Origin of the sequence: Pseudomonas syringae group sp. 26L6 (assembly GCF_032587815.1) — a bacterium.
GTDB classification, from domain to species: domain Bacteria; phylum Pseudomonadota; class Gammaproteobacteria; order Pseudomonadales; family Pseudomonadaceae; genus Aquipseudomonas; species Aquipseudomonas amygdali.
Map to the genome: position 1 here is coordinate 66076 of NZ_JAWHPJ010000053.1, position 18684 is coordinate 84759.

The window sequence follows — 18684 nt, forward strand, 5'->3', positions numbered from 1 at the left end:
AGTCTGGCGTTTTTTTATGTCCGTGGGTAGCTCATCAAAGCTGGTCGGTCATCTCTCTGGCAACCGAACTGCGATGCTCTACACGGTTACGACCCTTGTGTTTGGCCTGATAAAGCGCCTTGTCGGCTATTCCGAAAAACGCCTCCAGTTTGTCTCCCTGACGCACCATCTCTGAAACGACACCGATACTCACGGTTATGGGCTGTTGTGCACCCGGAAACAGCGGCAGTGATTCAGCTGCCTTGCGGATCTGTTCGGCAATCATCATGGCTCCCGGCAAGTCGGTTTCCGGCAGCACTACCACAAACTCCTCGCCGCCATAGCGTGCAACCCGGTCGCCGGGGCGACGGATATTGAAGGAGATGGTTTGTGCAATCAGGCGCAGTGCTTCGTCACCGCCTTGATGACCATGACGCTCGTTGAATGCCTTGAAATGGTCTACGTCGATCATCAGTAAAGACAGCTGTTTGCCTGAGCGCTGTGCCCGCGCCCATTCGGTTTCCATGGCTTCGTCAAGCTGGCGACGATTATCGAGCCCTGTCAAACCGTCCGTTGCAGCCAGGCTGGCCAGTGCATCCTCAGCGCGATGGCGTCGTCGTAACTCGCGACACAGCAGCCATGTCAGCCACAGGATTCCGAGACACAGTACGCTGGTAGCGGAGCCGACCAGCCAGGCGTTGCGCCGCCATACGGCATACACCTCATCCTCGGACTGACCAATCACGACAACCAGCGGCAGATTGCCGACCCGGGAAAACGTATACAGCCGACGAGCGTTCAACTGCGTCGACATGGCAGCAAAGCTGCCATCTCCTTCTTGAAGAATGCGCTGAAAGTTGGGGCTGTGGCTGTAGTCCTTGCCGATCAGGTCTTCGCCCTCCAGATCGGGGTAGCGGACGATCAGGATGCCTGCGGTATTGATCAGGTTGATACTGCTGCCGACACCCAGATTCTGGCTCATGAACAAGTGTTTGAAATACACCAGTCGCATGGCCGCACTTACCATTCCGGTGAACTCTCCATTGGGGCCTGACATGCGACGGCTGAAACTGATGCACCAGTCCTTGTAACCCCAACGGCTTTTGTACGGTGCACTGACGTGCAGACCCAGCGAAGGGTCCGCCTTGTGGTCTTTGAAATAGGAGCGGTCGGAGAAGTTGTCGTTTCGAGGGATGACGGACAGTGAGTCAGCCAGGATGGCGCCCTTGTTATCGAGCAATACCAGATCGCCTTTGAAAGACGCCGCAGTGGAGCGATCAAACAGGACAAGTTGTCGCAGTTCAGGTGACAGGTCCTGAAGGTCCGGACGCTGCCATGCGCTGATCATGCCTTGCAGGGAAGAGTCGTAGAGCTCTGCGTTATGCATGACGTCGGCATCAATCAATTGCACGATATTGGCCGCCGCACGCGCTGCAGTCTGCGCTGCGTCGTCACGCTCTCGGGCCAGTAAAGACGCCACAATCCCCAGTATGGCGAACATTGACAGTGAACTGCCAAAGATCAGCATGAGTTCCGGTCGGGTCCATTTGAGCCGGTCTTGCCGAGATGACGCAAACAACATCATTGGTTGTTCTACCTGCAGACGAATGAATCTTGATAAATGGTTAAGACAGTTATCATTATTTTTATGATTTTAATGCTGGGTGTATAGCACGCTCCTTATAGCCTCATATGAATGGAATGTGAATAAAGCAAGTGTATTTAAAATGATGCGAACAGACGCACACGGACGACTGTAAAAAACAGGGGGAGTAATTTATTTCTTGAAGGGATCAGCGAGGCAGCTGTATGCCGAACGTATTGACACCGTTATCGCTGTTTACGAACACGGTGCCGCCGTGCATCAATGCAATGGCCTTGACGATGGCCAGCCCCAGGCCATGATTGGCGCCGCTGTTGCTGCGTGAGGCATCGACCCGATAAAAACGCTCGAACAGCCTGGGCAAATGTTCCGGGGCTATCTGCACGCCAGGATTGGTCACGCTGATACTCACATCGGCATCGCGCGACTCGATAGTTACCTCAATGACCTGACCGGCGTCGGTATGTTGCACGGCGTTGTGCAGCAGGTTGATCAACGCGCGGCGCAAGTGGGGCTTTTCAATCGGCGCGCTGGCGTCGCCCTGAACCCGGACTTGTACGTGGGCATCTTCCAGAATGAAATCCAGGTAATCCAGCGTGGTGGCGACTTCGTCTGCCAGTGACGCGCAGGTCTGTGCTTTGACCTTGGTGCCCTGATCCGCGCTGGCCAGAAACAGCATGTCATTAATAATCGAGCGCAAACGCTCAAGCTCTTCGAGGTTTGATTGCAACACCTCGAAATAATGCTCGGCAGAGCGGCCGCGGGTCAGCGCCACCTGGGTTTGGCCGATCAGGTTGGTCAGCGGTGAGCGAAGCTCGTGCGCCACATCGGCATTGAACGACTCGAGCCTGGAGTAGGCCTGCTCGACCCGTTCCAGCGTGGAGTTGAACGAGGCTACGAACTGTTCAAGCTCCGGTGGCAGCGGCGACAGCTGCAAGCGTCCGGACAGCCGTGGCGGGGCGAGCTTCTGGACTTCCTGCGATAGGCTGGTCAAAGGACGCAGGCCAATACGCGCGACCCAGTAACCAAGCACCGAAGCCAGCAAAATACCCAGCGTGGCCAGGCTGATCAGCGCGACCAGCAGCGAGTGTTGGGTATGCCAGAATGTCTCGGTATCGATGGCGGTCAGAAAACGCAGTGCCGGGCGCTGTTCCTTGGCCGGGAATTCGCTGACTAGCACCTTGAATGCGAACGGGTGATCGGCCAGCTTCAGGTCATGCATACCCGGTGCGCCTTGCGCGAAACGACGAATGTTCGCGTCCGGGTTGCCGAATTCGTACAGCGGGTTGTCGCTGACTACCCAGAAACGCAAGCGCTTGTCTTCCTCGCTGAGCAACTCCAGTTTTGCCTTGATCTTGCCCCAGTGCTCCGGGTTGCCGAAACGTCCGACAGCCGATTCCAGAACACTGTAGCGCGCATCGACTTCGGCACGCGGCAACAGGTCCAGGCTCTTATCGACCTGCAGGTACAAGGCCCAGCCGATCAGCAGGAATACCACCAGTGCCACCAGCGCGAACAGCCCGCTGAGGCGCAGGGCGATCGAATCAACCCGCACTGCGGTTCTCCAGCACGTAGCCCATGCCACGAATGGTGTGCAGCAGTTTGTGTTCGTGAGGACCGTCCAGCTTGGCCCGCAAGCGTTTGATCGCGACTTCGACCACGTTGGTATCACTGTCGAAGTTGATGTCCCAGACCATCTCGGCGATTGATGTCTTGGAGAGGATGTCGCCCTGGCGTCTGGCCAGCACGCTGAGCAGCGAAAACTCCTTGGCGGTCAGGTCCAGACGCATTCCGGCGCGGGTCGCCTTGCGGCTGATCAGGTCGATCCACAGGTCGGCGATGGTGATCTGCACCGGTTCGTGGCCGCCGCTGCGGCGGGTCAGGGCCTGCAGGCGGGCGACCAGTTCCAGAAAGGAAAACGGTTTGCCGAGATAGTCATCGGCACCTTCGCGCAGGCCGCGAATGCGGTCATCGACCTGCTCGCGAGCGGTCAGCATGATGACGGGCGTCTGCTTGCGCGCACGTAACGCACGCAACACGCCAAAGCCGTCCAGGCCGGGCAACATCACATCAAGAATGATGATCGCGTGGTCGTTCTCCAGCGCCAGGTGCAGACCTTCGATGCCATCGCGCGCCACGTCGACGGCGTAGCCCTGTTCGGTCAGGCCGCGACGCAGGTAGTCTGCGGTTTTCTCTTCGTCTTCGATAATCAGCACGCGCATCGGGTGACTCTCACTTGTGAAGGGCCAGCGCGGGTGCGGCGGGCGCCGGGTGGCGTTTATGAAACAGCTGCTCCAGTTGCAGGTAAATGACCGGCGTAGTGAACAGGGTCAGCATCTGGCTCACCAGCAGGCCGCCGACCACTGCGATACCCAGCGGTTGACGCAGTTCGGCACCGACCCCGAAACCCAGCATCAGCGGCAGTGCGCCGAGCAGGGCGGCAAGGGTGGTCATGATAATCGGTCGGAAGCGGGTAATGCAGGCCTCATAAATGGCCTCCTGTGGCGACAGGCCCTGCTCACGCTGCGCTTGCAGGGCAAAGTCCACCAGCAGAATGCCGTTCTTCTTGACGATGCCGATCAGCAGCACGATGCCGATCAGGGCCATGATCGAGAAGTCCTGCCCCATCATCCATAGCAGCAACAGCGCGCCGATACCTGCCGAGGGCAGGGTGGAGATAATGGTCAGCGGGTGCACGAAGCTTTCATAAAGCACACCCAGAATGATGTACACCGCCACCAGCGCGGCGAGAATCAGCCACGGCTGGTTGGCCAGCGAACTCTGGAATGCCTGCGCCGCACCCTGAAAACTGCCGATGATCGAGGCGGGCATGCCGATCTCTTTCTTGGCCTGATCGAGCATGCTTACCGCGTCGCCCAGTGCGACTCCGGACGCCAGGTTGAATGACAGGTTGGCAGCCGGGAACATACCGTCGTGGCTGATCGACAGCGGGCCCATGCGTGGCGCACTGACTTTGGCCAGTGCCGACAGCGGCACCATTTCATTGGTCAGCGGTGAGCGCAGGTAGAAGTAAGCCAGGCTTTCGGCCTTGCCACGCTGCTGGGCATCCAGTTCGAGGATCACTTTGTACTGGTTGACTTCGGTCTGGTATTCGCTGATCTGCCGCTGGCCGAACGCATCGTACAGCGCCTGATCGACGTCGGCGGTGGTCAGGCCGAATCGCGCGGCAGCACTGCGATCAATATCGATATGGGTGACGCTGCCGCCCAGTTGCAAGTCGTTGGACATATCGCGAAACGCCGGATTGCTACGCAGCTTTTCAGTCAGCCGTTGCGTCCAGGTGTTGAGCAATTCGCCGTCGTTGCTCTTGAGCACGTACTGATACTGACTGCGGCTCGGCCCGGAACTCAGGTTGATGTCCTGCCCGGCGCGCAGATACAGAACGATGCCGGGGACCTTTGCCAGTTTGGGGCGCAGGCGGTCAATGAACTCACTGACCGACACATCGCGTTCAGAGCGCGGCTTGAGCGAGATCCAGAAGCGACCGTTGGCGATGGTCTGGTTGCTGCCTGACACACCGACTGAATGCGAGAACGCCAGCACTGCCGGGTCTGCACCGACGATTTTTGCCAGTTGCAGGTGTTTTTCCACCATGTCCGGGTAGGAAATGTCGGCAGCGGCCTCGGTGGTGCCGAGTGCAAAAGCAGTGTCCTGAACCGGAAAGAAGCCCTTGGGTATGAGGATGTAGCCGACCACCGCAAGCGCCAGGGTCAGGCCGAACACGCCGAGCATCAGTCGCTGATGGGCCAGCGCCTTACGCAAGCCTCGCTCGTAGGAAGCCAGCAAACGTTCACCGAAGCCCGGCTTCTGATGCGGGTTGTGCGTGGGGGCGCGCATGAACAATGCCGCAAGGGTCGGCGCCAGGGTCAGGGAGACGACCACCGAAATCAGAATGGTCGCCGTGGCGGTCAGGGCGAATTCCTTGAACAGCCGCCCGACCACGCCGCCCATGAACAACAGCGGGATGAACGCCGCCACCAGCGAGAAACTGATCGACACCACGGTAAAACCGATTTCCCCCGAGCCTTTTATGGCAGCCTCGCGCATGCCTTGTCCGGCTTCAAGGTGGCGATGGATGTTCTCCACCACCACGATAGCGTCGTCCACCACGAACCCGACCGCGACCACGATGGCTACCAATGTCAGGTTGTTCAGGCTGAAGCCGAACAGGTACATCATCGCAAAGCTGGCGATCAGCGATACCCCGAGCACCGCGCTGACGATCAGCGTGGCCGACAGCTGGCGCAGAAACAGCGCCATGACCGCCACCACCAGCAGCACTGCGATCATCAGGGTCAGTTCCACTTCGTGCAGCGAGGCACGAATGGTGCGGGTCCGGTCGTTGAGTACCGAGACCTCAACGGTGGCCGGGAGCATTTCCTGCAGCCTTGGCAGTTCACGCTGAATGCGGTCCACGGTGTCGACAATGTTGGCGCCCGGCTGACGAAAAATAGCGATGTTGACGCCTTGCTGGTCGCCGGACCAGGCCTTGACGTAGGCGTTTTCCGAACCCGCGACCACCCGCGCCACATCCTTGAGCTGGACGGGGGCGCCGTTCTTGTAGGAAACGATCAGTTGCGCGTAGTCCTGCGGCTTGAATAACTGGTCGTTGGACGACAGTGTCGAAATGCTGTCCTTGCCGTATAAGGCACCTTTGGCCAGGTTAAGGCTGGTCTGTTGCACCGCCAGGCGAATGTCGGCCAGGGTCAGCCCCAGCGCGGCCAGTTTTTCGGGGGCGGCCTGCACACGAATCGCTGGCCTTTGCTGGCCGGTGATGAACACCTGGCCCACGCCTTCGATCTGGCTGAGCTGGCGCGCCAGGATGGTTTCGGTGACATCGCTCAGCTCCGTGCCGGGCATCAGGCTGGAGCTGACACTGAGGATCAGCACCGGACTGTCAGCCGGGTTGACCTTGCGCCAGGTCGGCAGGCTCGGCATGTCGGCTGGCAGGCGTCCCGCCGCAGTGTTGATGGCGGCCTGGACTTCCTGGGCGGCAGTGTCGATGCTTTTGTTGAGGGTGAATTGCAGCGTCAGGTTGGTGGACCCCAGCGCGCTGCTGGAGGTCATCTGGGTCATGCCGGGGATCGCGCTGAACTGCACTTCCAGCGGTGTGGCAACCGAAGACGCCATGGTTTCCGGGCTGGCACCGGGCAGCTGCGCGGTAACCTGTATGGTCGGGAACTCCGCTTCCGGCAACGGCGCAATCGGCAGTCGTGGAAAGGCAATGACCCCTAGCAGTACCAGTGCGAAGGTCAATAACAAGGTGGCCACCGGGTGGTCGATGCACCACGCCGATACCGAGCCTCGGCCACTCATTGTGCGTGCTCCACTTGCGCGCTTGCCACATCCGGGGCGGGTGCGCTGACCACTTCGACAGTTGCCCCCGGCCGCAGCCGCGACTGGCCGTCGCTGACCAGTACATCTCCGGCGTTTGGCCCGCTGATCAACGTCTGCTCGCTGTCCTGATAAAGCACCTTGACCGGTACCACTTCCACTTTTTTATCAGCAGTCAGTCGATAAACAAAGTGCTGATCGATCCCGCGCTGTACCACTTGTGGCGGTACCTTGAGCGAGTTGAGTTCGACACCGGTCTGGATCTTCACCGTGACCAGTTGCCCGGGCCACAGTTGTTCGCCGGGGTTTTTGAATTGAGCCTTGGCGCGGATCGTGCCGGTGGTTGCCGAAACCTGATTGTCGATCAGCGAAAGCGTGCCTTCACCCAAAAGCAGTCCGTTGGCCGCACCGTCGCCCTGATACGCCTTGACGGTCGCAGCGCTACGCTCGGCAATCAGCCCCTGCAGGGTCGGTAACATCTGCTGAGGCAGGGAGAATTCCACCGCAATCGGGTCGATCTGTGTCACCGAAAACAGCCCGGTAGCATCGCTGACGCGCAGGAAGTTGCCTTCATCGACATTGCGGATGCCGACCCTTCCCGTGACCGGCGAGCGAATCTGGGTGTAGGAGAGCTGCACCTGTGAGGCGTTGATGCTTGCTTCGTTGCCTTTCGCCGTGGCTTCGAGTTGCCTGACCAGTGCCTGCTGCTGATCGAATGTCTGGCGCGAAATGCCATTGTCCTGAGTGAGTTGGCGATAGCGCTTCAGGTCCAGTTGCGCGACATCAAGCTGCGCCTTGCTCTGCGCCAGCTGCGCGCGTGCCTGCTCCAGCGAGGCGCGGATCGATCGATCCTCCAGCGTCGCCAGCAACTCGCCGGCCTTGACCTGTTGACCTTCCTTGACCAGCACGCGCGTCAGTACGCCATCTACCTGAGGACGGATCACCACACTTTGCAGTGACAGCACCGAACCGATACCTGTGACGAAACGTGGTACGTCCTCAATGCTGACCGTGATCACCTTCACAGGCACCGCAGTCACGGAGCTTTTCGGGAGTGTAGCGGGGCGTGTCAGTTTCCATCCGGCAATGGCCGCGCAGGCTATCAGCAGGACTACAGCGGTGACGGTCAGGGTCTGTCTGCGCATATGAAGAAAACGCCAAATGTCGGTACGGGAGTAATATTTTTTTAGGGCTTCCTTATAGCCTGCAAACCCGGTCAGCAGAATGACTTTTAGCTGTCAGGTTTGTCAGGAAGCCTCCACCGCGCATAGCGTGCAGTCAAGAAAATCCGCTAACGGACGATATCTATGTTGAAGAGATATTTGTCCAGATGTTTATAAAGTCCTAAGAGTTTTCCTACATTTTCCTAGGCCGGCTTCTGGCAGTTAATTCTCCCATCAACTTAACTCACTGTATGAGCCTATAAGTGGAGAACGCCATGAACAGTAAAAAATCGACCTGGAAATTTATGTTGAGGTGTTTGTTTCTTCGTCAAGGTTTGGGGGCCGTCATGGTGTCGATTCCCTTGCTGGCTGCGCCTGCTTTTTCATGGGCAAAGGACGGCGCATTGACGTTGCATGGCAGTATCGTCAACAGCAGTTGCGTGATTTCCGACATTAATGTGAATGCGCCTGTTGCTCATGCGCGTATTTTGCAAGTTGCACCGGGCATCAATATGCAGGTGAGCACTGAACACAATGCATGTGGTGATCAGGCGGTGCCCTTTGTCGCGCAGTATCAGGTACTTCCGGTCGCCGAGACCGACGGCGAGGCCCTGCAGGCCCGCGCTGGAGTCATCACGTTGAGCTATCAATAAATACAGATCTGTATTATTTTTTCGACCGGACTGTCACCCACGCTTAAGTGACGGTCCCGTGTCCGGTCAGCCCTTTCAAAACTGAAAGCGCCGCGGTTTAAAACATCGGCGCCACACTGTTTAACAGCCGTAATTAGCCTACTTGCGCAAGACGCCTGGTTATTCCTACAGACCTGTCCTGCGTGTCGTGTTGTGTTGTCTGCGGGTTAAAAGTTATCCAGCTGACAGCATCGAAATAGACCTGGATCTATAGTGCTCACCGTCCGATAGCGGGCACACACGACATAACACAAGGAAGGTCGTTAGCATGAAAAAGCTTTCTCTTACATTGGCAGTTCTGGGCGTAATGGGCGTTGGCATGGCGGGTAACGTCAGTGCAGCGAACAACGGAAAAATGGTCTTCAATGGCACACTGACCAATATCTCCTGCGATGTGGGACCGGGCACAGGCGTCAGTACGGGCACCAACCCTGGCGAAATCAATGTCGACCTGGGTAACGTTTCCTTCTCCGATATTGGTGTATCGAGTGAAAGTCGATTCGAAACGGCTGCGCCTATTCAGCTGCTGGTCAACTGTAGCGCGGGTGCAGATCAATACAGCATGGTCAAGATGCGCCTTACTGCCCGTAACGGCAGCGGCCTGGACAATAACGATGCCAAACTTCTGCGCACCACCGGCGCGGCAGATGGTGTTGGTATCGGCCTGCTCAATACCTCCAGCGTTCTGATGGACCTGAGCGGTGCTGAAACCGTCGACACCACGCTCATCAAGGATGGTGCCGGCGGCGCGACTGCTGAAATAAATTTTGGCGCGGTCTATGTGCTTAACGGCACGCCGACCAATCCGGGTAATGCCGACGGCTTCCTGCCGTTCGTGATGGATTACGAGTAACCGTGTCGGACAGGGCGGGCACGGCTCGCCCTGTCCCTTATCGAATTCAAGGCGAACGCCAGTATGTTTCCTGTTTTTTTTCGCTACACGATGCTTGTTGCGCTAGTGTGCTGTGCGTCCTCTGTTCAGGCGGGCATCGTATTGAATACGACGCGCGTCATTTATCAGGGTAATGAAAAAGAGGTCAGTCTGGGTGTTCATAACAGTGGCGGGGGAGAGATTCTCCTGCAGTCCTGGCTTGAATCTCCGACAGTGGCGACCAACAAGACTGATAACAACGACACCCCAGCGTATTTGCCTTTTATCGTCACGCCTGCGCTGACGCGCATGGCCGGAGGTGGCAAGCAACTGTTGCGCATCATTCATTCCGGTGCAGACATGCCCACTGATCGTGAATCAGTGTTATGGCTCAATGTGCAGGAAATCCCCCAGACTGCTGCCGAGAACACACTGCAGATTGCGATACGTCAGCGCATAAAAGTGTTCTTTCGGCCTGACGGTTTGCAGGGCGATCCGCAGCAGGCACCTGAACAGCTGAACTGGCAATCAATCGATAACGCGGGTGTGCAGGTGGAAAATCCAGGGCCCTATCACGTGTCCATGCTGAGGATTTCCATACGCCAACACGATAGTGAACTTGCCCGTCTCGACAGTCAGATGCTTGCCCCCCATCAACAACTGCGTATCCCGTTGCTGCACACACCGGGAAGTGCGCCGTTGCTGGTGAGTTTCGTGAGTATCAATGATTACGGCGGGCAAGTGCCTTATCAAGTGACACTGGCCGATAAAGAACCGGGTCATGCCCACAAGGCCTTGCCTCGGTAACCTGCCGCATCACACATCAGCGTTAACTGTTCAAACCGTTGGGCCTGCGTGACAAACCGGCCCGGCAGACCTGCGTCTGTGTAAAGGATTGCGCGGCGCGCGCGACAGCCGAAGTAGAGTGAAGACCGCTATGGAATGGCGCAAAAAAGATCACAAGGGAGTCATTGCACAGTTCGCTCTGCCTCACCCACGACACTGTCCGCTGGGTATCGGCCTGGGGTTGACGTTGATGTTTTCGCTCAGCGCGTTCGCAGCCTCGCCTGGCGGTACTCGGGCTGACGGGACAGTCAAATTCAATACGGCATTTATCCAGGGAAGCGATCAGCCGCCTGACCTCCAGGAGTTTCTGCGTACCAACAGCGTACTGCCCGGCACTTATCGGGTTGATATTTACGTCAATCGCAAACTGAGCGGCAGGCGAGATATCGCCTTTTCAAAAAATCGGGTGTCAGGCCTGATTGAACCCTGTCTGTCGCTTGAAATGCTACAGAGCTTCGGTCTGGACCTGAGTCGCCTGCCTTCAGATGAAGGCGCTGCTCAGGGCTGTTTCGATTTGCCTGCGCGTGTCGAGTTTGCGCGCGTCGACTATCAGCCCGGTGCGCTGCGACTCACAATCAGTGTGCCGCAAGCCGTTATGTCGCGGGGCGCTCGCGGTTATGTTTCACCGGAGCTTTGGGATCAGGGTGAGACGGCAGGTTTTATCAATTACAACGCCAATGGCAGCAGACGCCGTAACAAGGGTCTGGAAACGGACCAGTATTATCTCGGGATGCGAAATGGCCTGAACCTCGGGGCCTGGCGATTGCGCAATGAGTCCTCGCTGGTCGGCGGCAGTGATCGGCCCTGGCGTTATCGCAGCAATCGTACTTTCGCGCAGCGTGACATCACTTTCCTGAAAAGCCAGTTCACGGTGGGGGAGACCTTCAGCGACTCGCAGGTTTTCGACAGTGTTCGCTTCAAGGGCGCAGCACTGGCTTCTGACGATGGCATGCTGTCCGACAGCGAGCGCGCCTATGCCCCGGTCATCCGCGGGGTTGCCGAGACCAACGCGACGGTGGAAGTTCGTCAGAACGGTTTTCTGCTGTACAGCGGCAGTGTTTCACCGGGGCCTTTCGAAATTGCCGATATCTACCCCAGTGGTTCCAATGGTGATTTGTCGGTGTCGGTCATTGAGGCCGATGGGCGCGTACGGACTTTTACCCAGGCCTACGCATCGCTGCCGATCATGGTCCCCTGGGGATCCTTGCGCTACAGCCTGGCCGTCGGGCAGGTCGATAACAGTAATGATGTTCAAGCCTCTCCCGACTTTGCCAGCACAGCCCTGATCTATGGGCTTTCCGAGCGGATTACCGGGTTTGGGGGGCTGCAGCTGGCCGAAGATTATCAGGCCGCGAATATAGGTGCCGGGATCAATACCGGGCTGGGCGCAGTGTCGCTGGATATCACCCGGTCTGTCAGTCAGGTTGCTCAACAGTCGCGCAGCGGCCAGAGCATACGGGTGCGCTATGCCAACACGCTGGACGTTACCGACACCACTCTGGCCGTGGCAGGTTACCGCTATTCCACTGAAGCGTACCGGACCCTGAGCCAGCACATCAGCGATACCGACCCGCAGAGACATGCGCTGTCCACTGGCCTGGCTCGGGATCGGCTTGAGCTAAGTGTTACCCAGATAGTGTCGAGCCACGCCGCATCGCTGAGTCTGACCGCTTCCGAGCAGCGCTACTGGAATCTGCCCGGCAAGACCCGGCAACTTTATCTGTCCTATAACGCTGCCTGGCAGACCGTCAATTACAGCCTGTCCATTGAACGCAACGAGGACTTCGGGCGAAACGGTGAAGCGAGCACCGACAATCGTGTTGCCTTGAGCGTGACCCTGCCACTCGGATCGAGCCCCGGTTCGTCGCGACTGTCTTTCAATGCCGTGCGCGACAGCACCGGTGAGTACAACGCTCAGACCGGGCTCAACGGCCAGGTGCTGGGGGATCGTGATACGTTTTATTCGGTACAGGCCGGGCATGACAGCAGCTCCGGCAGTTTCGGTGCCGGGAAGATCAGTACCACCACCGGGTTCGGTCGCTTCGAGGCAGGTTATAGCCAGGGCCAGGACTACGATGCATTCAGCCTGTCTGCGGCGGGTTCGCTGGTGGCTCACCCCGGAGGTGTGAACCTGGGGCAGGCGCTGGGTGAAACCTTCGCCCTGGTTCAGGTCCCGGACGTCAGCGGGGCTCGGTTGAAGTCCTTCAGTAACGTCGAAACCGCAGGCAACGGCTATGCGGTTCTGCCCTATGCGCAGGCCTACCGGACCAATTGGGTCAGCCTGGATACCCGCCAGTTGGGTGCTGATGTCGACCTGGAAAATGCCATCACCCAGCTCGTACCGCGCCGGGGAGCGATACCGTTGGTGCGCTTCAAAGCCGTTGTGGGCCGCCGGGTCCAGTTTGAACTGGTGCGCGCCGACGGTAGCAAAATACCGCTGGGTGCCAGTGTCGAAGATGAACAGGGCAGGGCACTGGCGGTGGTCGACCCTGGCAGTCAGGCGTTGGTTCTCAGTGAGCATGATGTCGGCAGCTTGCGGGTTCGCTGGTCTGATCAAAGTTGTCAGGCAGCATTCTCGCTGCCGCCCAGAGATCCGACCCGTGCCTACGAGCGGATCAGGGTGACATGCCAATGAGCGCCCTTGCTGATTCATGCCCGGCAATGTTGGCGGTGCTGCTGCTAATGGGCAGCGTTGGCGCACAAGGGGCGATTTCGCTGAGCGGCACACGGCTGGTCTTTGATGGCCAATATCACGAAGCCAGTATTGAGGTGCGCAACCGAGGTGATTCCGAGGCACTTTTTCAGGCATGGATAAGTGATGCCCGCGATGACGACGACACTCCCCAGGCCCGGCGCAGTACGCTGCCGTTCGTGGTCACGCCACCGCTTTCACGTCTGCCGGTGGGTGGCAGGCAGGCCCTGCGCGTGTTGTATCAGGGTACAGGCATGCCACAGGGGCGCGAGTCACTGCTGCATTTGTATGTGCTTGAGGTGCCCCGACGGCAGGAAGGCGTTCGCCAGCTGAATGTTGCCGTGCGCCAGCGCATCAATGTGTTTTACCGGCCCATTGGTCTAGAGGGGAATCCGGCTGACACGGGCGCAAAGTTGCTGTGGACACTGACTCATGACGAGGCAGGCGTTTCCGTACTGACGGTTAGTAACCCAATGCCTTATCACGCTTCCCTGCAAGCGTTGCGCATCGACGCTGTTCAAATCAGCGAGTACCTGTTGCTGGCACCGGGTGCCCATTCTGAAATGGTTGTGCCAGCGAGCGTTCTGCCTTCTGCAACCCGCCGTTTTTCATACAAAGCGCTGACCGACTACGGCGGTCAGCGAACTTATTGCACACCGCTCAAGGGGCATGCGGTCTTTACAGCCCGCCTGCTGGAGAACAATTCCTTTCAGGACGAATGCTGATATGAAACTACTGTCTGCCAGACGCTGGCTGCGCTCCACTGTGGTGTTGCTGATGCTGAATCCGACTTCCGTCTTCGCGTTGGTCTGTACCACCCAGGGGACGGGCGAAACCGAAATTCACGATGATCTGGGTAGTACGGTGGCGATCCCGGAGTCGATTCCCAACGGGGAGGTAGTGTGGCGTTCCGAGCCTGTGAATGTTCAGGTCGAATGTGCCAAGGAGGGCTCGCAGTCTGTCGAGGAAGAAATTTTCATCTACCTGAATCCGGACAATCGTTTGATCGGTCAGGGTATCCGCGCTGGCATGACACTTCAGGGTACCGATTACCTGCAAGGCAGTGGACGGGTCAGTACCGGGAGTTACCTGCCTGTCTGCCATGAAGGCGATAGCAATATCGAAAATTGTCCAAAGGTGCGCTTCAATCTGGCGTTTTCCGTGTTTATTCAGAAGTTCGGCGCAACACCACCCTCTGGGGTGGCCAGTGATCTGCTGGATTACCGGTTTTTTCAACTGGGTGGTGCGACGGACTCCAGCCGGGTGCCGGGACGCAGCCTCAGTTACGTGATCAACAACCTGCGGGGGCTGCGGTTCGTGGCCTGCGACGCCGACCTGCAGGTGCTCCCGGAAACCGTGGAGTTCGGCGACGTTGCCATACACGAGGTGACTATTGGCAAGGTGATCGCCACACAGACATTTTCTCTGCTGACCAGCCGCACGTGCGATTCGCCTTTCAGCATTGATGCGCGTTTCAGGCCGGTGACAGGCAGTCTGTCGGGCGAACTGCTCGTTCCCTCTGGCAACGACTCACTGGGAATTCGCATTGCCAGTGCCGTCAATGGCCAGCCGTTACGTTACAACGAGCCGTTCCATCTGGCGGAACTGCTGGGCGAAACCAACGCTGCCAGTGCTGACTTCAATGCGCAATTGCTCTGGAATACCAACACACCAAGGCCGGGGCCGTTCAATGCCGAGATCATGGTCGATCTGTTCTACAAATGACGGCGACAGGAGGCTCGGGCGGTTGCGCGGCGATTGATGTATGCTGCGCGACCGCGGGCATGTGCCCGGCCAATTCGACTTTCTGGTGACACCATGACCACTCCTGAACAACCCACTGTTCAAGACGCCGCAGCCGACTCCAACGCAGACACTGAAAAGAAGGCTGTCATTGCGCCTTTCAGCTTTCCGTTCAAGCCTTCGGAGTTTGCCCAGGCCAAAAAGGAACCCGCATGGCATCAGAAAGCCAACAAGCATGGCCATCACAAAACCCCTGGCGTAGCCCCGGCGGGCACTCGCAGATCGATGGGCAAGCGCTGATCGCGTGAGTAATCCTGTTCAGGCTGCCTGCAAGGGTATGAACAGGTAGGAAACCGGCTCCCGATCCGTAACGTCGGCACCCTCCTGTTGCAGGGTGTCTAGAACCTGCTGTCCCGCCACATGAAATTCCCAGTGCGCGCCATTGGGTTGCATATCCTGCGCACGGTTTGCGACTTCCGCGATGGCGGTCGCAAATGCGTTCATGTCCGGCAGATACGCGACGAAGCCGTTGCCCTTGAGGGCGGTGGTGCGTATGCCCAGTTTCTGACAGATCAACTGTTTGGTCTCTATCTCATCCCGATCGGCCTGACGGGATTGTTCGATCAAGTCCATCAATTGCGTATCAACCAGCCTGTCGCCAACGATCAGGTCGGGGCCCTGCTCCCAGGACTCTGGCGGGCAGCCCTTGGTTTCGGGGCGCAAGGGAATGTGCGGATTGATCTCCATCGGATAGATCCGGCACACCAGCGGCCTGCGCTCGTAAATGCGACACAGGTTTTTCTCGTCAAGATTCCGGCAACGCCCAACGTTGTAGGCCGCGAAGGTGATCGCCACAAAGGCTGTGGTGCTGCCGCTGTTCACCTGCGTCGAGCGACGGCTGGCATGGGTCAGTTGGGTCTCGGACACACCATAGCCATTGCTTAGAAACGCTTCGGTCAAGACAATCACGTTGCCGCCGTCTGCCGCCCATTGCGCGGCTTCGCCGAGCGTGAGAGGCACGTGGTGGTCGGTGCAGCAACCGCCGCAACCCACACAGGAAAACTTGGTGTCCATTGTCTCGATGACCCTTTCAGAGCTGCGCGCCGAGCGACAACAATTGGTCACTCTCCCGGCTGATGCAGCTCAGGAAGCAAGTTGTGCGCCAGTCGCTGGTTGAGTCAACGGGCCCGTCAGGCTTCGGGGATATCGAAACGTTTCAGGTAGGACATCCCTGATTTCTCGTAAAGACGCCGTGCCTTGAGGTTGTTTTCCATGACGTGAAGATCGACCGCTGCTTCGCCACACTTACTCAAATGGGCGAACAGGTGGTTGAGCAGAGCGAAACCGATCCCGCTATGTCGCACATCGGGATGCACGACCAGGTCTTTGATGAATGCGCTGGTCCAGCAGACGATCACGCCCACCACCGTTTCGTCGAGCATGGCCAGAAAGCACCGCGACGTGTCGAATTCAGGGTCTTGTTCGAAGGCGGCTCGCCAGTGCGGATAATCCGGCACGCTGCCTGTCGCGCTGGCATGACCCAATGTCAGCAGGCGGTGAACCTCTGGGGCTTGCTCAAGGGTGAAAGGTCGCGGCAGGACGCGCGGCGGCCAGACCGCGGATGGTACTGGTAACGCGAGATTCCGACGCATCAGCCAGTAATGTCCGGCAGATGCATCGGTCAGGTTCGGACGTTGCGTCGGTGCGCGCTCCGGGATCAGAGCCCTTGGGCGACCACCGTACGTGCGGCCTCGATCAGGCATTTGGTCAGCTCGGGTGACGAGAACTTGGTCAGCACAGCGTTGGCCCCGGCGATCTGCGACTTCTCGCTGTTCATCGCGCTGTCGAGCGAGGTGTGCAAGAGGATATACAGATCGCTGAAGTCGGGCGTGTCGCGAAGAGTACGGGTGAGCGCGTAGCCATCCATCTCCGACATCTCGATGTCGGAAACCACCACGTTGATCTGCCGATCAGTACCTTGAAGATCCAGCAGAACGTCGATGGCTTCCTTGGCACTGCGCGCCGTGTGGCATTCGATGCCCAGATTGCGCAAGGTGATGATCGACTGCTGCAGGGCAACCTGGCTGTCATCGACGACCAGAATTCGCGCCTTGCTGAGCATTTCGGCATCCTCTTTGGCCAGCTCCGTCGACTGCACGACGATTTGCGCCGGAGCAATACCGTGAATCACTTTTTCGATATCCAGAACCTGTACCAGCACGCCATCGACCTGAGTGACCCCGGTGATGAACGATTTGCTGCTCGACCCATAGGGTGGAGGACGGATATCGGTGGTCAGGCAGTGCACAATCTTGCTCACGGCCTGAACGTGCAGGCCCTGTTTGGAGCGGCTGACGTCGGTAACGATCAGGCAGCCACCGTCGGGATCGGCCAGAGGGCGCTCACCGATTGCACGACTCAGGTCAATGACCGACAGTGATGAGCCGCGCAACGTGGCGATACCTTTGACGTGCGGGTGCGATTCGGGAAGATGGGTCAGGGGAGGGCAGGGAATGATCTCACTGACCTTGAGCAGGTTGATCGCCATCAGCTTGCCGCTGCGCAACGTGAAGAGGAGCAGCGAAAGTGAATCTGCTCGGACGTTCTTGGACATATGAACCTTCTGGCTGTAGGTGTTTCGTCGCCTGGAAGCGGCAAACAACTTTCTATGACAGGTTATCGACCTGCGACGAGCAGGCTTGAGGATTTTTAACGGACGGCTGGCCGCGCCGCTCGCTGGTCCTTGAAAGTTGTTTCAACACGTAACGGCAGCCGGCATAAGCTGCCAGTGCAAGCGTGAATAGTGGCAGTCTGGCTCCGGTCCAGTCAAACCGGGCGAGATGCGGCACACTGTCGCTCTGCGCATTCCGACAGTCAGCGTCGCAGGTTCGTACGCGACTGTGCTTTGACATCAGCATGCCCTGCGGCAAAATACCGCAGCTATATATAGAAGAGGTGGTGCGACATAGTGACGCACCCTCTATATATAGAAGCGTTTTTCATCCAGCCCTTGGCGAAGACCGCCTGGTTGATCGCATAGGCACTGCTCAGACCATCCAGCGGGCAAATGTGCCCGTATAGCTGGCGAGCGCTTGAGTTGCAGAATCAGACAGATGATCATCGCACACGCTTCGGTACGGTCGGGCCGTGCACTCCTGTTTCAGGCTTCGCCCTTACATTGCAGGGCGTTGACCAACCACCTCATCAGTTCAGTAAGGTATGTGAATGAGCGACAACACGTTGTACCTGAGACGCGAAAAGCGCTTTCTGGTTTTGCTGGGGATTATCTGCCTGGCTCTGATCGGCGGTGCCCTGTACATGCAGATCGTGCTGGGCGAGGCGCCTTGCCCGCTATGCATCCTGCAGCGCTACGCACTGCTGTTCATCGCCATTTTTGCGTTCATCGGCGCTGCCATGTCCGGACGTCGCGGCGTTACGGTGTGTGAAACGCTGGTCACCCTCAGCGCATTGGGCGGAATTGCCGCGGCCGGTCGGCATGTATGGATACTTGCCCATCCGTCCGACAGTTGCGGTATCGACGTCCTGCAACCGATCGTTGATGGCCTGCCATTGGCTACACTGTTCCCAACAGGGTTTCAGGTCAGCGGTTTCTGTACGACGCCGTATCCGCCGGTCCTCGGATTATCACTCGCGCAATGGGCGCTGGCAGCGTTTGTTCTGACTGCAGTTCTGGTACCGGCGTGCATCATTCGTAACCGCCGCAAACCTTACTAAATACA

At 58.1% G+C, this 18684-nt stretch carries 16 protein-coding genes; 8 read left to right on the forward strand and 8 right to left on the reverse strand.

Annotation, left to right across the window (positions count from 1 at the left end):
* Positions 1 to 34: 34 nt before the first annotated feature.
* The 5 genes from RYA97_RS20540 to RYA97_RS20560 all read right to left on the reverse strand — a co-directional run bounded on the left by RYA97_RS20540 (position 35) and on the right by RYA97_RS20560 (position 8082).
* Positions 35 to 1564: a sensor domain-containing diguanylate cyclase gene (locus tag RYA97_RS20540; RefSeq protein ID WP_054078334.1), complete on the reverse strand. Its 1530-nt coding sequence runs from the start codon at positions 1562 to 1564 to the stop codon at positions 35 to 37.
* 208 nt (positions 1565 to 1772) lie between these two features.
* A complete protein-coding gene (locus RYA97_RS20545; RefSeq protein ID WP_005778164.1) occupies positions 1773 to 3137 on the reverse strand; it encodes a heavy metal sensor histidine kinase in 1365 nt (454 codons plus the stop codon).
* Entirely contained in the window at positions 3127 to 3804 is a 678-nt protein-coding gene (locus RYA97_RS20550) for a heavy metal response regulator transcription factor (RefSeq protein WP_002552331.1), read from the reverse strand. Before RYA97_RS20550 ends, RYA97_RS20545 begins: the two co-directional genes overlap by 11 nt.
* A gap of 10 nt (positions 3805 to 3814) precedes the next feature.
* Complete coding sequence (locus tag RYA97_RS20555) at positions 3815 to 6919, reverse strand: multidrug efflux RND transporter permease subunit (protein ID WP_005778166.1); 3105 nt, start codon at positions 6917 to 6919, stop codon at positions 3815 to 3817.
* Positions 6916 to 8082: an efflux RND transporter periplasmic adaptor subunit gene (locus tag RYA97_RS20560; RefSeq protein WP_117140276.1), complete on the reverse strand. Its 1167-nt coding sequence runs from the start codon at positions 8080 to 8082 to the stop codon at positions 6916 to 6918. The genes RYA97_RS20555 and RYA97_RS20560 overlap by 4 nt, the downstream gene beginning before the upstream one ends.
* A 293-nt stretch (positions 8083 to 8375) precedes the next feature.
* On the opposite strand from RYA97_RS20560, the gene RYA97_RS20565 reads away from it, so the two are divergent.
* From RYA97_RS20565 to RYA97_RS20595, 7 genes are all read left to right on the forward strand, one after another.
* Complete coding sequence (locus tag RYA97_RS20565) at positions 8376 to 8753, forward strand: hypothetical protein (RefSeq protein ID WP_005778170.1); 378 nt, start codon at positions 8376 to 8378, stop codon at positions 8751 to 8753.
* A gap of 307 nt (positions 8754 to 9060) precedes the next feature.
* Positions 9061 to 9645 carry a fimbrial protein gene (locus RYA97_RS20570; protein ID WP_004656053.1) on the forward strand — a complete coding sequence of 195 codons (585 nt, stop codon included), beginning with the start codon at positions 9061 to 9063 and terminating at the stop codon, positions 9643 to 9645.
* Between the two features lie 63 nt (positions 9646 to 9708).
* On the forward strand, positions 9709 to 10470 hold the full coding sequence (locus RYA97_RS20575; protein ID WP_002552335.1) for a molecular chaperone: 762 nt from the start codon (positions 9709 to 9711) through the stop codon (positions 10468 to 10470).
* 202 nt (positions 10471 to 10672) lie between these two features.
* Entirely contained in the window at positions 10673 to 13144 is a 2472-nt protein-coding gene (locus RYA97_RS20580; protein WP_029240805.1) for a fimbria/pilus outer membrane usher protein, read from the forward strand.
* A complete protein-coding gene (locus RYA97_RS20585) occupies positions 13141 to 13926 on the forward strand; it encodes a molecular chaperone (protein ID WP_010201905.1) in 786 nt (261 codons plus the stop codon). The genes RYA97_RS20580 and RYA97_RS20585 overlap by 4 nt, the downstream gene beginning before the upstream one ends.
* 1 nt (position 13927) lies before the next feature.
* Positions 13928 to 14926 carry a fimbrial protein gene (locus tag RYA97_RS20590; protein ID WP_005778174.1) on the forward strand — a complete coding sequence of 333 codons (999 nt, stop codon included), beginning with the start codon at positions 13928 to 13930 and terminating at the stop codon, positions 14924 to 14926.
* A 93-nt stretch (positions 14927 to 15019) separates the two neighbouring features.
* Positions 15020 to 15244 carry a hypothetical protein gene (locus RYA97_RS20595; protein ID WP_004656067.1) on the forward strand — a complete coding sequence of 75 codons (225 nt, stop codon included), beginning with the start codon at positions 15020 to 15022 and terminating at the stop codon, positions 15242 to 15244.
* Between the two features lie 18 nt (positions 15245 to 15262).
* On the opposite strand, the gene RYA97_RS20600 is transcribed toward RYA97_RS20595, so the two are convergent.
* The 3 genes from RYA97_RS20600 to RYA97_RS20610 form a co-directional block, all read right to left on the reverse strand.
* Positions 15263 to 16018 (reverse strand): YkgJ family cysteine cluster protein, encoded by a 756-nt coding sequence (locus tag RYA97_RS20600; protein WP_005745844.1) that lies wholly within the window; start codon positions 16016 to 16018, stop codon positions 15263 to 15265.
* Positions 16019 to 16134: 116 nt separating this feature from the next.
* A complete protein-coding gene (locus RYA97_RS20605; protein ID WP_316893160.1) occupies positions 16135 to 16596 on the reverse strand; it encodes a GNAT family N-acetyltransferase in 462 nt (153 codons plus the stop codon).
* Positions 16597 to 16661: 65 nt separating this feature from the next.
* The gene (locus RYA97_RS20610) at positions 16662 to 17558 is read right to left on the reverse strand and encodes a chemotaxis protein (protein ID WP_004656074.1); all 897 of its coding nucleotides are present in this window, start codon (positions 17556 to 17558) and stop codon (positions 16662 to 16664) included.
* 611 nt (positions 17559 to 18169) lie between these two features.
* Between RYA97_RS20610 and RYA97_RS20615 the strand changes: the two genes are divergently transcribed.
* Positions 18170 to 18679 (forward strand): disulfide bond formation protein B, encoded by a 510-nt coding sequence (locus RYA97_RS20615; protein ID WP_004666118.1) that lies wholly within the window; start codon positions 18170 to 18172, stop codon positions 18677 to 18679.
* Positions 18680 to 18684: the final 5 nt, after the last annotated feature.